This window comes from Antarctobacter sp. (assembly GCF_048262615.1).
Taxonomy (GTDB): domain Bacteria; phylum Pseudomonadota; class Alphaproteobacteria; order Rhodobacterales; family Rhodobacteraceae; genus Antarctobacter.
The window spans coordinates 1-13,949 of record NZ_JBLXFB010000035.1 but is presented as its reverse complement, the minus strand read 5'-3'; the positions used below and the strand labels follow the sequence as shown (position 1 = coordinate 13,949).

Genomic DNA, 13,949 nt, shown 5'->3' with positions numbered 1-13,949 from the left:
CGCGCCCGGTGCGGCACGGCCCACGCCATCACGCAGTGCTGTGGTCAGGCGGTGCCGCGCACGCGGGCCTGATAATCATGTGCCTGCCAATCGGCGCGAAAGATCCACTGATCCTGCGGCTGACGCTCGGCCAGTGCCTCGTCGATTTCGACCTCATCAAAACCGGCGCGGCGGGCCATGGCGTATTGATCCGCGATCACATGGCCGCGTGCGCGCAACTGGCCCTTGTAGCCGCGCAGCCGCAACAGCCGCGCCAGCGTAAATCCGCGCCCGTCCGCAAAGCTGGGAAAGTCGATGCGGATCATCCGGGTGGTCTGGTTGAACTCCAGCGTGGCCGGGTCGGTGTCGGACGGCAGGTCCAGCGCGATGGGCGTGTCAAAACCTTCGGTCCAGTCCTCGGCGTGAAAGCCGGTGTCGCGCACGATAACGCTCATGCCTGTTCTCCTTGTTTGGTGCCGCCTCTGACGGCCCGGCCATTCACGAAATGAATGCCGCATTCTTCCTTGTCCTGCCCGCGCCAGCGGCCCGATCGTGGGTCTTCGCCCGGCGCCACCTTGGAGGTGCAGGGTTGGCACCCGATGGACGGATAGCCCTGCGCCACCAGCGGATGTTTGGGCAGGCGGTTTTCTTCCATGTAGGCGCGCACGTCCTCGGGCGTCCAATGGGCCAGCGGGTTCAGCTTGATCCGGTCGGTGCCGTCCTCGATCTCAAAGAAATCAAGCGCGGCGCGGGTGCCGGACTGATAGCGTTTGCGCCCGGTGATCCAGCCGTCATAGCCGTCCAGCGCTGCGTTCAGCGGTTCGGTCTTGCGCAGCGCGCAGCAGGCATCGGTGTCCGACAGGCGCAGCGCGCCGTAGGGGTCGCGGCTGTCCAGCGTGGCGCGGTCGGCCTTGATGATGCGCAGGTTCTCCAGCCGCAGCCGTTCCGCCACCTCCTGCTGGTAGGTCAGCGTCTCCGCAAACAGCAGGCGGGTGTCGATGAACAGCACCGGCGTCTTGCGGTCAACCATCGCCACAAGATGCAACAGCGCCACCGATTCCGCCCCGAAGGACGACACCATCGCGAGGTCGCCCGCGTCCGGATCGCGCAACGCCCCCTCCAGCACCGAGGTGGCGCTGTGATGGCGATAACGCGCGTTCAGGTCGGCGACGCGGTCGCGCAGTTCGCTCTGGTTCAGATCACGCGGCATTGGCCTTACGCTCCTGCGGACCGTAGAGCGCCTCCTTGAATGGGTCCATGCCAAGGCGGCGGAACGCCTGAAGAAAGGTCTCTTCCGGGGCCTCGCGGTGGGTCAGGTAGGCGTCCACGATGCGTTCGATGGCGGGCACGATCTCCTCCGCCGGAAAGCCGGGGCCGGTGCGCTGGCCAAGGGCCGCGGTTTCGGTGTGATCGCCGCCCAGCGTGATCTGGTAGTTCTCGACGCCCGCGCGGTCGAGACCCAGAATGCCGATATGGCCGACATGGTGGTGGCCGCAGGCATTGATGCAGCCCGAGATCTTGATCTTGAGATCGCCGATGTCGTGTTCTGTCTTCAGGTCGTCAAAGCGGGTGGCGATCTCCTGCGCGATCGGGATCGAGCGGGCGGTTGCCAGCGCGCAATAGTCCATGCCGGGGCAGGCGATGATATCGCTGATCTTGCCGATATTGGCGGTGGCAAGGCCGTGCGCCTTCAGCCGGGCGTGGATTTCCGGCAGGTCGTCGCGGTGGACGTGCGGCAGGATGACGTTCTGCTCATGGCTGATGCGCAGCTCGTCATAGCCAAAGTCCTGCGCGATGTCGGCCATCACACGCATCTGGTCGGCGCTGGCGTCGCCCGGTGTCTCGCCGTGCGCCTTGAGGCTGATCTGCACGATCACATGGCCCTCGGCGCGGTGCTCGGCGAGGTTGGTATCGGCCCATGAGCGGAAGACCGGGTCACTGTTGTAGGCACGCTCAAAGGACGAAACAGGGCGTTTTGTGAACGATGGGGCCGCAAACTGGGCCTTTATGGTATCATAAAGGGCCAGATCTGCACCGTTGAAGGCGGCTTTGGTTTCGGCAAAGCGGTCCTCGACCAGACGGCGGATTTCGTCGATGCCGTGCTCGTGCACGGTGATCTTGATGCGCGCCTTGTACTTGTTGTCGCGGCGGCCCAGCAGGTTCCAGACCGAGACGGTCGCCTCGACAAAGGGCAACAGGTCGGCCTGCGGCACGAAGTCCGCCAACACCTTGCCAATCATCGGAGTGCGGCCAAGGCCACCACCGACCAGCACCTGATAGCCGATTTCACCGTCCTTTTCGACGATGCGGATGCCGATGTCATGCGCGGCGGTCACGGCGCGGTCATTCGGGCTGCCTGTGACTGCGATCTTGAACTTGCGCGGCAGGAACTGGAATTCCGGGTGGTCGGTCGACCATTGACGCAGCAGTTCCGAGACCGGGCGCGGATCGGCGATTTCATCCGCCGCGGCCCCGGCAAAGTGGTCGGCGGTCACATTGCGGATGGTGTTGCCGCTGGTCTGGATGGCGTGCATCTGCACCTCGGCCAGCGCGTCCAGCATGTCGGGCACATCGCGCAGATCGGGCCAGTTGTACTGGATGTTCTGGCGCGTGGTGAAGTGGCCATAGCCCTTGTCCCAGCGTTCCGCGATATAGGCCAGCTGGCGCATCTGGCCGCTGTTGAGCGTGCCATAGGGAATGGCGACGCGCAGCATATAGGCGTGCAGTTGCAGGTAGAGGCCGTTCATCAGGCGCAGCGGCTTGAACTCATCCTCGGTCAGGGAGCCGTCGACGCGGCGTTCGACCTGCGACCGGAACTGGCGGTTGCGCTCTGCCACAAAGGCGGCGTCGAAGTCGGAATAGCTGTACATGGTCGTCTCCTTGGCGCGGCGGGCGCGCGTGGGGTCGGAAAAGGGTTCAGAGCTCGGCCTGTTTGCCGTGCGCATAGTTGGACGGGCCCTTGCGGCGGAACGCCTCGCGGAAATGCGTCGGCTCCGGGCCGTCGGCACCGGGTGTCATGTCGGCGAGGTAGACGCCAACCACCTCGGCGTGCCGGGCGCTGGCCTCGACCAGACGCAACTGGGCGTGGGCCTCATCGGTGAGCAGTTCCGCTTCGCGCAGGTCAGGGCTCCACCGATCATCGTCGGTCAGATAGACGACGTCGCCAGCGAGGAGGGCGTTTGCTGTGACGACTTTGGGAGTGAAGTTGCGGGCCATGGGAATGCCTCCTGATCGAATGTTGTCACGGGCAGGCCATCGCGGGGGGCGAGGCCGAAAAGCATGAGGGCAGGGCCGTTGAAATCGGCCTCACCAAGGTCGGTGGACAGGCGGTCGAGCGTGGTGCCCAGCACCCGCTGATCGGGGCGTGAGGCGTTTTCGACCACGGTAACGGGCGTGTCGGGCGCGGCGCCATGCATCATCAGGCGGCCTTGCAGGAAATGCGCGGCGCGCTTGGCCATGTAGATGGCAGCGACCTCACCGGGGCGGGCAAGGCTGCGCCAGTCGTGATCGGCAAAGCCCTGCATGTCATGGCCGGTGAGAATGCGCGCGCTGGCGTTGCGGCCACGTTTGGTCAGCGACTGGCCGATGCTGGCGACGGCGGCGGAGGCGGCGGTGATGCCGGGCACCACGTCATAGGACAGACCGGCCTCAAGCACGGCCTCGACCTCTTCGTCCAGACGGCCGAAGACGGTGCAATCGCCGCCCTTGAGGCGCACGACCTGCGCGCCCTCCAACCCGTGTTGCACGACAAGCGCGTTGATGTCTTCCTGTTTGGCGGAGGGGCCAAAGCCGGTCTTGCCGACGTCGATCATGGTCGCCTCGCGGCGGGCCAGTTCAAGGATCGGCTGCGGCACAAGCCGGTCGTGGATCACCACGTCGGCGGCATCCAGCGCCTTGCGCGCCTTGAGTGTCAGCAGGTCCGGATCGCCGGGGCCCGCCCCGACAAAGGAGATATGGCCGGGCCGTTCGGGGCGCGTCAGGTGACGGGCCAGCAGATCGTCGAGCGCCCGGTCGACGGCCTCTTCGCCTTGCGTGATCGCACGGGGACCGGCGTTGAAGTAATAGTCCTGCCAGAAATCACGGCGCGCACGGCCAAAGGGCAGCGCCTCTGCCATCTTGCGGAAGGACTTGCCGATCCGCGCCAGCGTGCCCAGCGTGGCGGGCAGCCGTTCCTCAAGGTCGGCCTTGATCGCGCGGGCCAGAACCGGCGCGGCCCCTTCGGTGCCGATGGCAACCGTCACCGGGTCACGGTCGACAATGGCGGGGGTGATGAACTGGCTGTCGGCCAGATTGTCGACGATGTTCACCAGCGCGCCTTCGGCACGGGCCAGCCCGGCGGCGCGCGCATCCTCGACGTCGTCTTCATTGGCGGCGTAGAACAGCGCGGCGCCCAGCGCATCGCCCGCCGCAAAGGCGCGCGGCACAAGCGTCAGCGCGCCTTCGGCGGCCCATGTGATGATCTGGCGGTCCGGTTTGGTGGCGAAGACGGTGATCGCGGCCTCGGTCTTGAGCAGCAGGCGCAGCTTGGCCAGCGCCGCCGCGCCACCGCCGGAAACCACAACCCGCCGTCCGGCGAGGTTCAGGAAGATCGGGAAGTGCTGCACGAGTTGGCTCCTTGCTTACGACCAGCAATATAGGAAATTATCCCATGATTTGACTATGGGGCTGGCGAAGTAAGAACGTTTGTTCTAGTTTGTGGCGCATGAGGGAGTTGTGTCCCATGTCTGGCCACAGGAGAGAACAGCCGTGAAGATCGACGCCACCGACCGGAAAATCCTTGCGGAATTGCAGCGCGATGCGGGTCAGTCTCTGGACGAGATCGCCAAGAAAGTGGGGTCGTCCAAGACGCCGGTCTGGAACCGGATTCGCAAGCTGCGAGAGGGCGGCGTGCTGGGTCAGCAGACCGTGGTTCTGGACGCCGAAAAGCTGGGGTTCGAGGCCTGTTTCTTTGTGCTGATCCGCACCTCAGAGCATGAGGCGGAGTGGCAGGCCAAGTTCCTCAAGGCGCTGAGGGAACGACCAGAGGTGCAGGAGGCGCACCGGCTTGCGGGGGACATCGACTATATCCTGAAGGTGCGGGTGAAAAACGCCCGCGCCTATGATGCGTTTTATCAGGCGCTGATTTCCGAGGTGAAGGTGCACAACGTCACCGCGCTGTTGTCGATGGAAGAGATCAAGGTGACAACCGCGCTGCCCCTGTGACGCGGGCAAAGGCGGTCGCCTGACCCGAGGTCTCTGGCCGTGGCGTCAGGAAAGGGGTGGAGGCCCCGGATCAGGTCCGGGGCGCGGGGGGTGCCGGACGAGGCCGGTGCGCGTAATGGCCCGCGTCAAGCTGAGCGGATCTCCAGCCGCTCCAGCCCGTGGAAATGATAGAGATTGGCGAATTGCGGCGGCGTGTCGAGGCGCATATCGGGCAGGCGGTCGAACAGGATCGGCAGGGCGATTTGCAGTTCCAGCCGCGCCAGCGGCGCACCGACGCAGAAATGCAGCCCCGCGCCGAAACTGGTGTTGGCGGAAGGCGCGCGCATGGGGTCAAAGCGCGCCGGATCGGGCCAGACATCCGGGTCGCGGTTGGCCGCCGCCAGCAACAGCGCCACCTGATCGCCGCGCTGGAACCTGTGGCCGGAAACCTCAACTTCTTCATAGGCATGTCGGGTGAACATGTGCAGCGGCGGGTCATAACGCAGGATCTCTTCGACCACCGGTTCGGCGGTCCGGGCCGTGATCTGCGTGCCGGTTTCCAAGAGCGCCTTGATGCCGTTGCCCATGGTGTGAACCGTCGCCTCATGGCCCGCGTTCAGCAGCAGGATGCAGGTGGCAATCAGTTCCTCTGTCGTGAGTTTCTCACCCGCTTCCTCGGCGGCGATGAGGTGGGTGATCAGGTCGTCGGCGGGGGCGGTGCGGCGGGTTTCGATGTAGTCGGCCAGAAAGGCAGAGAACTCTTGTGCTGCCTGTGCCGCGGCCTCTTCGATGGTCCGGTCGCGGCGGGCCTGATAGATAGAGACCATGGCGTTGGACCAGGCCAGCAATTGGTTCGCGTGGGCCTCTGGCACGCCCAGCAGGCGGCAAATGACAATCACCGGCAGCGGCGCGCAAAAGGCGGGCAGCAGGTCGACGGTCCCGTCCGGGAAGCGGTCGATCAGGTCGTGAGACAACTGCGCGATCTCTGGGGCCAGTTCCTTGATCCGGCGCGAGGTGAAGGCCCGCAGCACCAGCCCGCGCAGCCGGGTGTGGCGCGGCGGCTCCAGTTCCAGCATGGAATGCGCCTCGACCGCGTAGAAGGGGGCCAGATGGGGCGGGATTTCGGGGGTCAACTCGGGCGGGATTTCGCGCCCGAACCGGCGGTCGCGCAGCAACGCGCTGACCGCCCGGTGAGAGACCGCGCAGGGCAAGGCGTAGTCGCGCCAAAAGGCAAGATCGCCACCCGCGCGCAGGGTTTCGTAGAACGGATAGGGGTTCTGGACAAAGTCCGGCGCGGTCGGGTTTTGTGAGAATGCCATCATGGCGCGATGCTTGGCGCGTCTTGTCCGCCGTGGCAAGGGGGCGCTATGACTGGACGCCATGAGGGATAGAGCGTCAACACGGGTTCTGATCGTCGGGTTGTTCCTGACCGCTGTTGCGGTGCTGGGCTGGGTGGTCTGGGCCACCAGCCACGCCGAGGCGCTGCGTCAGCTACATGCGCGCGGGCAGTCAGACCTTGCCTTGGCGGCGGATCGGCTGATGACCGGGTTGCAGCGGTATCGCTCGCTTGCGGTGACGCTGGTGGATCATCCGGTGCTGAGCGCGCTGCACCGCGACGGTCCCCGCTCGGAGGCCGAGGCGCTGTTGCTGCGCAGCACCGACAAGACCGGGGCGCTGACCGCGATGTATGCGGACCGCGAGGGGCGCGTGCTGGCCGCGGCCCACGGCGAGACACCCGACGATCTGATGGCCCAGCCGTGGTTCCTGCGCGCGGTGAACGGGGCTTTGGGGGCGGATCATGGCATCAGTCCGCGCCTTGGCCGCCGCGCCTATATCTATGCCGCGCCGCATTTCGGGACGGATGGCAAGGTCGAAGGCGTGCTGGTGCTTGCGGTGGACATCGAGTCGCTGGAACGGGAGTGGAGCGGGTCGCGCCCCTCGGTGTTTTTTACCGATGACCTCGATCAGGTCTTTGTCACCAACCGGTCCGAACTGCTGTTCTGGCAACGTGCGCCCGAGGCGCTGATCGGCCCCGCGGGCGATGTGGCTCCGCTGACGGTGCGCCACGTGGCGGGGTTCGAAATCTGGGAGGTGGCGCTGAGCGCCTATGTGCCGCGTCGCGCGCTGCATCTGACGCAGCGCCTGCCGGTGATTGGCCTGACCGGCGAGGCCTTGATGGATGTCGCCCCGGCGCGGCGGCTGGCATGGTTGCAGACCATGGCCGTGACGGTGCTGTGCCTGTTCTTCGGGTCGCTGCTGTTTCTGGCGACAGAGCGGCGGCGCACCCTCAGCATCGCCAATGCGCGGCTGGAGGGGCGGGTCCGGGCGCGCACGCAGGATCTGGAGCAGGCCAACGCGGCGTTGCGGCGCGAAGTGTCCGAACGCGAAGAGGCCGAAGCCGCGTTGCGCCGCGCGCAGGCGGAACTGGTCGAGGCGGGCAAGCTGAGCGCTTTGGGCCAGATGTCGGCGGGGATCAGTCATGAATTGAACCAGCCGCTGATGGCGATCGGACAGTTTGCCGAAAACGGCGCCGCCTTTCTGGACAAGGGACGCCCGGAAAAGGCGCGCGCCAATCTTGACCGCATCGCCGGTCTGGCGGCGCGGGCGGCGCGGATCATCAAGAACCTGCGCGCCTTTGCGCGCAATGAGGCGGAACCGATGGGCAAGGTCGACGTGGTGGCGGTGCTGACCTCGGCGGTGGAACTGACAGAGGCGCGCCTGCACGCCGATGGCGTGGCGCTGACGTGGCGACCGTCTGACGGGCCCGGTCCGGTCTGGGTCAACGGCGGCGAGGTGCGTTTGGGACAGGTTTTTGTCAATCTGATCAACAATGCCGCCGACGCCATGTCCGGGCAGACGACCAAGGCGATCTGGATCACGCTGGTGCTGGGCGAGCGGCTGGAGGTGCGGGTGCAGGACAGCGGGCCGGGAATCGCCGACCCCGAAAAGGTGTTCGAACCGTTCTATTCCACCAAGCAGGTGGGCGAGGGCATGGGGCTGGGTCTGTCGATCTCCTACGGTCTGATCGAAAGCTTTGGCGGGCGCATTCGCGGGACCAACACCGAGACGGGCGCGCTGTTTTCGGTGGAACTGGACTATTGGCAAGAGGAAATGGCGGCATGAACGGCAGCGCCTCCCGTCCCGGCCCTGCGCCGGGACCTGTTTTTTTCATGAGGCTTTCATGCCGGTGACGCGGGTGCTGTTGGTGGATGATGACGCGGCGGTGCGCGAGGCGCTGGGGCAGACGCTGGAACTGGCGGATTTCGACGCGCTGACCGCCGGGTCCTTTGTCGAGGCTAAGGACCATATCGGCCCCGCATTCGACGGGATCATCGTCTCGGACATCCGGATGCCGGGGCGCGACGGATTTCACCTGCTGGACTATGCGCGCAGTCAGGACCCGGACCTGCCGGTGATCCTGCTGACCGGCGAGGGCGATATTCCAATGGCCGTGCGTGCGGTGTCGCTGGGGGCGTTCGATTTCCTCGAAAAGCCCTGTAGCCCGGCGGATTTCACCGCCGTTGTGGCGCGCGCGTTGAAAAACCGCGCGCTGGTGCTGGAAAACCGCCGTTTGAAACGGGAACTGGAAACCGGCGATCCGGCGGCGCGGCTGATCTTTGGCGTCTCGCCTCTGGCCGAACGGCTGCGCACCCGCGTCCGCGTGGCGGCGGGGGCCGGGACAGAGGCGCTTGTCACCGGCCCGCCGGGGTCGGGGATTTCCAAGGTGGCGGAGGTCATCCACCTGTCGTCACCCCGCGCCAAGGGCCCGTTCGAGAAACGCGCCGCCGCCGGTCTGGACCGGGGCGAGTTGCAGGCGCTGTGGCGGCGCTGTGCCGGCGGCACGCTGTTTCTGGACGGGATCGGGGCGCTGTCTCAGGACACGCAACTGGCGTTGATCGACCTGCTGGAACAGGGCGGCGCGGTTCTGATCGGCGGCAGTTCCCAAGATCTTGCTGCCGTCGCCGAAAGTGGCCAGATGTCGAGCGACCTCTACTACCGGCTGGAGGTCTGTCAGGTCCGCATACCGGCGCTGGCCGACCGCCCCGAGGATATTCCGGTGTTGTTTCGCCACTACGTTGCGCAGGCCGCCGAGCAGGCGGGCCTGATGCCGCCGGATGTGACCGAAGAGGTGATTTCGGGATTGATGGCGCAGGACTGGCCCGGCAACGCGCGCGCGCTGATGAGCGCGGCGATGCGGTTTGTTCTGGGGCTGGGTGACGTCTCTGTGCCGGAAAACAGCCTTGGTCTGACCGAGCGTCTGGCGCAGGTGGAACGCTCTTTGCTGATCGAGGCGCTGCGCAAGGCCGAAGGGCAGGCGCGGCTGGCGGCGGAGGCGCTGAAACTGCCGCGCAAGACCTTTTACGACAAGCTGGCCAAATACGGACTGAAGCCGGAGACCTATCGCGGCTGAGCCTTTCCGGCCACTTGGGTCATCGCGTCGACCTTGGCCCGCAGGCTGCGCAAAAGGGGGGCCTTGTCGGTCCGGTCGGTGCCGTAGCCAAGGTTCCACAGATAGTCAAAGCCGCTGTCCTGTGCGCCGGTGACGTGCTGGATCATGGTTTCCAGCTTGTCGAGGCCCTTGGCCATCTGCGCCTCTGGCGTCTCCGCGGCCTCATACTCATCCCAAAGCGTCAGGAATTGCCCGCGCAGGTCATCGGGCAGCGGCGCGCAGAGGGTTTGGAAATCCACCCGCTCCAGCGCGGACTTGTTGACCGTCGGGTCCTGATGGATTGCCGGGATGTCACCAGAGATCGCCTCACCGAGGTCATGCAGAATGCACAGTTTCAACAGGCGCGGCAGGTCGATGCCGTCAAGTTCCTGTTCCACCAGAAGGACCAGCAGGCACAGGCCCCAGCTATGATCCGCCACGCTTTCGCGGCGACCGGCAGAGGTGGCCCCGGAGCGCAGCGTTGCCTTGAGGCTTTGCGCGCGCTGAAGAAAGGCGATGATCTGGTCGAATCGGTCTGTCGGATGGGGCATGGCCACACTCTGCGTGGAACCAGGGAGATTCGCCAGTTGGCGAAAAACTGTGCGGATTTCCGCACTGAGAGCGGAAACACCTGTGCGGAGTCCCGCACGATGCCATTGGATCACCGCAGGCGCGCGCCCGGAAAGCGCCCATTAAGACGCTGTAATTAGGTGAAAATATCCGATGCTGCTACAGTGGTTGCAACAGGCCCTTGATCCGATTCGATCCAAGCGGCTTTGTTGTGCCCATTCGGTGCCCGAGGAGGGGCGCCGCGAAACGCCAAAAAAACGTATCTGGGAGGATACCCATGAAAAAGTTTCTGATGACCGCCGTGGCGGCCGCCGCACTGATGTCCGGTGCAGCCACCACCGCACAGGCTGCCTGCGACGAGGGTGAGCTTGTCATCAAGTTCAGCCATGTCACCAATACCGACCGTCACCCCAAAGGCATTGCCGCGACCCTGCTGATGGAGCGCATCAATGCCGAGATGGACGGCAAGGCCTGCATGGAAGTGTTCCCGAACTCGACCCTGTACAACGACGATCAGGTGCTTGAGGCGATGTTGCAGGGCGACGTCCAGATGGCCGCGCCGTCGCTGTCGAAGTTCGAGCAGTTCACCAAACAGTTCCGCATCTTCGACCTGCCCTTCATGTTCAAGAACATCGACGCGGTCGACGCGTTCCAGAACTCGGACACCGGTCAGGCGATGAAGGAATCGATGGTCCGTCGCGGGCTGCTGGGTCTGGCTTTCTGGCACAATGGCGTGACGCAGATTTCCGCCAACAAGCCGCTGCTGACACCGGCCGACGCCAAGGGCCTGAAATTCCGGGTTCAGCCGTCGGACGTGCTGAAGGCCAACATGGAAGCACTGGGTGCAAGCCCGCAGCCGATGGCCTTTTCCGAAGTCTATGGCGCGCTGCAAACCGGCGTTGTGGACGGTCAGGAAAACACCTGGTCGAACATCTATGGCCAGAAGTTCTTTGAGGTTCAGGACGGCATCACCGAAACCAACCACGGCGTGATCGACTATCTGGTCGTGACCAATGTGGACTGGTGGGAAGGTCTGGACGCGGACATCCGTGACCAACTGTCGACCATCCTTGCCGAGGTGACAGAGGCGCGCAACTCTGAGTCCTTCAAGGTCAACGAAGAAGCCAAGCAGGCGATCATCGCCGCCGGTGGCGTGGTGCGTGAACTGAACGCGGAACAGCGTCAGGCATGGGTCGACGTCATGAAACCGGTCTGGGAACAGTTCGTGAAGGACGTGGGCCAGGACAACATTGACGCAGCACAGGCCATCAACGCCAGCATGTAACAGGCCAGGATGCCAAGGACCCGGCCCCTGTGAACGTATAGGGGCCGGGTTTTTTGTATCCGCAAGAGGGACGAGGAGGGGGACCATGTCAGCTCATAATCCACCGAACGGGATGTTCGGGCGTTTCATCGACGAACTGGAGGAGACGGTGATTGCTCTCCTTCTGGGCGCGATGACGATCATCACCTTCATCAACGTGGTCCTGCGCTATGGCGTGAACAGCCAGTTCGGCCGCTGGCTCGAGGGCGCTTTGGGCGTGGATCTGCCCGGAGGCCTGGTCTGGGGACTGGAGGCGACGTCTTTCCTGTTTGCATGGCTGGTCCTGTTCGGGATCAGCTATGCGGTCAAGAAAACCGCCAATCTGGGCGTGGACGCGGTCCTGAATCTCGTGTCGGCGCCGGTCCGCAAAACGCTGACCCTGATCGCGGCAGCGGTCTGCATCGCCTATGCGTTCATGCTGCTGAAAGGCGCGTGGGACTACTGGGCGAACTTTGCCAACCTGCCGCAGACCACCGGACGCTGGTTTCCCACGGGCTTTGAGGAAATGACGCGCACCTCTTATCGCAGCTGGTACGAGGTTGTGGACATTCGGATGCCGGAATGGCTGCGGTTCATCGAGCCGTGGATCAACGAGGGCGAAGCCTATGAAAAGATCCCGCGCTTTATCCCGTATTTCATTCTGCCCTTTGGCGCGGCTTTGCTGCTGTTGCGCTTCGTTCAGGCGACCGTGCGCATCTGGCGCGGCAACGACGAAAGCCTGATTGTCAGCCACGAAGCCGAAGACGCGGTCGAAGACGTCGCGCATCTGAACAAGGACTGATCCCATGGATGTTGTCATTCTCTTCGCCATGGTGATCGGCCTGATGCTGATCGGCGTGCCGATTGCCGTCTCGCTCGGGTTTTCCTCGATCGTGTTCCTGCTGGTGCTCAGCGACACCTCGCTGGCCTCGATTGCGCAGACCTTCTTTCAGGCCATGGCCGGGCACTACACGCTGCTGGCGATCCCGTTCTTTGTGCTGGCCTCGTCGTTCATGTCGACGGGCGGCGTGGCGCAGCGGATCATCCGCTTTTCCATCGCCTGTGTCGGGCATCTTCCGGGCGGTCTGGCCATCGCGGGCGTCTTTGCCTGCATGTTGTTCGCCGCGCTGTCGGGATCGTCGCCCGCGACCGTGGTGGCCATCGGCTCCATCGTGATCGCCGGGATGCGGCAGGTGGGGTACTCCAAGGACTTCGCCGCCGGTGTGATCGCAAACGCGGGCACACTGGGCATCCTGATCCCGCCGTCCATCGTGATGGTGGTCTATGCCTCGGCCACCGATGTGTCGGTCGGGCGCATGTTCATGGCCGGGGTCATTCCGGGTCTGATGGCGGGCACCATGCTGATGACCACGATCTATGTCATCGCCCGAGTCCGCAGCCTGCCCAAAGGCGAATGGAAAGGCTGGGGCGAAGTGGCCGAGTCCGGCGGCGACGCGCTCTGGGGTCTGTTGCTGATCGTGATCATCCTTGGCGGCATCTATGGTGGTATCTTTACGCCCACAGAGGCGGCGGCGGTGGCGGCTGTCTACGCCTTTATCATCGCCACCTTTGTCTATCGCGACATGGGGCCGCTGGCGAACAAGGAGGGCGGGCCGAACACGCCTTTGATGCGCAAGCCTATCGCGCTGATCACTGCGTTTTTCCACAAGGACACCAAGGACACGCTGTTCGAGGCGGGCAAGCTGACGGTGACGTTGATGTTCATCATCGCCAACGCGCTGATCCTCAAGCATGTGCTGACCGATGAGCAGATCCCGCAGCAGATTGCGGGGGCGATGCTGGACGCGGGCTTTGGGCCGATCATGTTCCTTGTGATCGTCAACGTGATCCTGCTGATCGGCGGCCAGTTCATGGAGCCGTCGGGCCTGCTGGTGATCGTGGCGCCGCTGGTGTTTCCGATTGCGCTGCAACTGGGCATCGATCCGATCCATCTGGGCATCATCATGGTGGTGAACATGGAGATCGGGATGATCACGCCGCCGGTGGGTCTGAACCTCTTCGTGACGTCCGGCGTGGCGGGCATGCCGATGATGCGGGTGGTGCGGGCGGCGCTGCCGTTCCTGGCGGTGCTTTTCGTCTTCCTGATCATGGTGACCTATATTCCGATCATCTCGACGGTGCTGCCGGATGCGGTGATGGGGCCGCAGGTCAATTGTGAGGGCGCGCCGCCGACGAACCAGCTTGAAGCGGCGTTCTGTGAGGCGCGATCGAAGTGATGAAAAAGGGCCGGGAGACCGGCGCTTTTTTCATGTGTCCACGCGTGGACAGGTTTTGGGGTATGGAAGATCAAGGGGTTACAGAGACGGTTTTACCTTGGGTTAAGGTTTGACGGGGACGTTGGGTGGCGCGTGCGGTGGGTTGATTTTGGGGTGGTGCCGGTGGGTCGAATGGGGCGTGGGGAAGGTGGGTCGGAAACCCACCCTACGGGGGAGGGGAGCGAGGGGGCGATGGTTGGGTAGTACACGC

At 64.4% G+C, this 13,949-nt stretch carries 13 protein-coding genes; 6 read left to right on the top strand and 7 right to left on the bottom strand.

Annotation, left to right across the window (positions count from 1 at the left end; genetic code table 11):
• Positions 1 to 44: 44 nt before the first annotated feature.
• Genes ACN0S5_RS21935 through cysG form a run of 5 tightly spaced genes read right to left on the bottom strand, consistent with a single transcriptional unit; the run spans position 45 to position 4,583 of the window.
• Positions 45 to 434 carry a DUF934 domain-containing protein gene (locus tag ACN0S5_RS21935; protein WP_417211283.1) on the bottom strand — a complete coding sequence of 130 codons (390 nt, stop codon included), beginning with the start codon at positions 432 to 434 and terminating at the stop codon, positions 45 to 47.
• The gene (locus ACN0S5_RS21930; RefSeq protein ID WP_417211282.1) at positions 431 to 1,189 is read right to left on the bottom strand and encodes a phosphoadenylyl-sulfate reductase; all 759 of its coding nucleotides are present in this window, start codon (positions 1,187 to 1,189) and stop codon (positions 431 to 433) included. The genes ACN0S5_RS21935 and ACN0S5_RS21930 overlap by 4 nt, the downstream gene beginning before the upstream one ends.
• Positions 1,179 to 2,849, bottom strand: coding sequence for a nitrite/sulfite reductase (locus ACN0S5_RS21925; RefSeq protein WP_417211280.1), 1,671 nt, complete (start codon positions 2,847 to 2,849; stop codon positions 1,179 to 1,181). Before ACN0S5_RS21925 ends, ACN0S5_RS21930 begins: the two co-directional genes overlap by 11 nt.
• Positions 2,850 to 2,895: 46 nt before the next feature.
• Complete coding sequence (locus tag ACN0S5_RS21920; RefSeq protein ID WP_417211279.1) at positions 2,896 to 3,195, bottom strand: DUF2849 domain-containing protein; 300 nt, start codon at positions 3,193 to 3,195, stop codon at positions 2,896 to 2,898.
• Complete coding sequence (gene cysG / locus ACN0S5_RS21915; RefSeq protein WP_417211278.1) at positions 3,126 to 4,583, bottom strand: siroheme synthase CysG; 1,458 nt, start codon at positions 4,581 to 4,583, stop codon at positions 3,126 to 3,128. The genes ACN0S5_RS21920 and cysG overlap by 70 nt, the downstream gene beginning before the upstream one ends.
• Positions 4,584 to 4,725: 142 nt before the next feature.
• Here cysG and ACN0S5_RS21910 point away from each other — a divergent pair, with 142 nt between their 5' ends.
• Positions 4,726 to 5,181 carry an Lrp/AsnC family transcriptional regulator gene (locus ACN0S5_RS21910; RefSeq protein WP_417211277.1) on the top strand — a complete coding sequence of 152 codons (456 nt, stop codon included), beginning with the start codon at positions 4,726 to 4,728 and terminating at the stop codon, positions 5,179 to 5,181.
• A 125-nt stretch (positions 5,182 to 5,306) separates the two neighbouring features.
• On the opposite strand, the gene ACN0S5_RS21905 is transcribed toward ACN0S5_RS21910, so the two are convergent.
• Positions 5,307 to 6,482, bottom strand: coding sequence for a cytochrome P450 (locus tag ACN0S5_RS21905; protein WP_417211276.1), 1,176 nt, complete (start codon positions 6,480 to 6,482; stop codon positions 5,307 to 5,309).
• 58 nt (positions 6,483 to 6,540) lie between these two features.
• On the opposite strand from ACN0S5_RS21905, the gene ACN0S5_RS21900 reads away from it, so the two are divergent.
• Together ACN0S5_RS21900 and ACN0S5_RS21895 are read left to right on the top strand one after the other, a co-directional pair.
• Positions 6,541 to 8,283, top strand: coding sequence for a sensor histidine kinase (locus tag ACN0S5_RS21900; RefSeq protein ID WP_417211275.1), 1,743 nt, complete (start codon positions 6,541 to 6,543; stop codon positions 8,281 to 8,283).
• Between the two features lie 58 nt (positions 8,284 to 8,341).
• Complete coding sequence (locus ACN0S5_RS21895; RefSeq protein WP_417211272.1) at positions 8,342 to 9,571, top strand: sigma-54-dependent transcriptional regulator; 1,230 nt, start codon at positions 8,342 to 8,344, stop codon at positions 9,569 to 9,571.
• Here the strand turns inward: ACN0S5_RS21895 and ACN0S5_RS21890 are convergent.
• Positions 9,559 to 10,140: an HD domain-containing protein gene (locus ACN0S5_RS21890; protein WP_417211270.1), complete on the bottom strand. Its 582-nt coding sequence runs from the start codon at positions 10,138 to 10,140 to the stop codon at positions 9,559 to 9,561. The genes ACN0S5_RS21895 and ACN0S5_RS21890 overlap by 13 nt on opposite strands.
• Positions 10,141 to 10,436: 296 nt before the next feature.
• Here ACN0S5_RS21890 and ACN0S5_RS21885 point away from each other — a divergent pair, with 296 nt between their 5' ends.
• The 3 genes from ACN0S5_RS21885 to ACN0S5_RS21875 all read left to right on the top strand — a co-directional run bounded on the left by ACN0S5_RS21885 (position 10,437) and on the right by ACN0S5_RS21875 (position 13,699).
• Positions 10,437 to 11,444: a DctP family TRAP transporter solute-binding subunit gene (locus ACN0S5_RS21885; protein ID WP_417211268.1), complete on the top strand. Its 1,008-nt coding sequence runs from the start codon at positions 10,437 to 10,439 to the stop codon at positions 11,442 to 11,444.
• An 85-nt stretch (positions 11,445 to 11,529) separates the two neighbouring features.
• A complete protein-coding gene (locus ACN0S5_RS21880; RefSeq protein ID WP_417211265.1) occupies positions 11,530 to 12,264 on the top strand; it encodes a TRAP transporter small permease in 735 nt (244 codons plus the stop codon).
• Positions 12,265 to 12,268: 4 nt separating this feature from the next.
• Positions 12,269 to 13,699, top strand: coding sequence for a TRAP transporter large permease (locus ACN0S5_RS21875; RefSeq protein WP_417211263.1), 1,431 nt, complete (start codon positions 12,269 to 12,271; stop codon positions 13,697 to 13,699).
• Positions 13,700 to 13,949: the final 250 nt, after the last annotated feature.

Bases quoted from the DNA above. Each gene is read 5' to 3' on its own strand.
- ACN0S5_RS21880 (WP_417211265.1), top strand. From the start codon at position 11,530: ATGTCAGCTCATAATCCACCGAACGGGATGTTCGGGCGTTTCATCGAC.
- ACN0S5_RS21930 (WP_417211282.1), bottom strand. From the start codon at position 1,189: ATGCCGCGTGATCTGAACCAGAGCGAACTGCGCGACCGCGTCGCCGAC.
- ACN0S5_RS21900 (WP_417211275.1), top strand. From the start codon at position 6,541: ATGAGGGATAGAGCGTCAACACGGGTTCTGATCGTCGGGTTGTTCCTG.
- ACN0S5_RS21895 (WP_417211272.1), top strand. From the start codon at position 8,342: ATGCCGGTGACGCGGGTGCTGTTGGTGGATGATGACGCGGCGGTGCGC.
- ACN0S5_RS21925 (WP_417211280.1), bottom strand. From the start codon at position 2,849: ATGTACAGCTATTCCGACTTCGACGCCGCCTTTGTGGCAGAGCGCAAC.
- ACN0S5_RS21905 (WP_417211276.1), bottom strand. From the start codon at position 6,482: ATGATGGCATTCTCACAAAACCCGACCGCGCCGGACTTTGTCCAGAAC.
- ACN0S5_RS21875 (WP_417211263.1), top strand. From the start codon at position 12,269: ATGGATGTTGTCATTCTCTTCGCCATGGTGATCGGCCTGATGCTGATC.
- ACN0S5_RS21920 (WP_417211279.1), bottom strand. From the start codon at position 3,195: ATGGCCCGCAACTTCACTCCCAAAGTCGTCACAGCAAACGCCCTCCTC.
- ACN0S5_RS21890 (WP_417211270.1), bottom strand. From the start codon at position 10,140: ATGCCCCATCCGACAGACCGATTCGACCAGATCATCGCCTTTCTTCAG.
- ACN0S5_RS21935 (WP_417211283.1), bottom strand. From the start codon at position 434: ATGAGCGTTATCGTGCGCGACACCGGCTTTCACGCCGAGGACTGGACC.
- ACN0S5_RS21885 (WP_417211268.1), top strand. From the start codon at position 10,437: ATGAAAAAGTTTCTGATGACCGCCGTGGCGGCCGCCGCACTGATGTCC.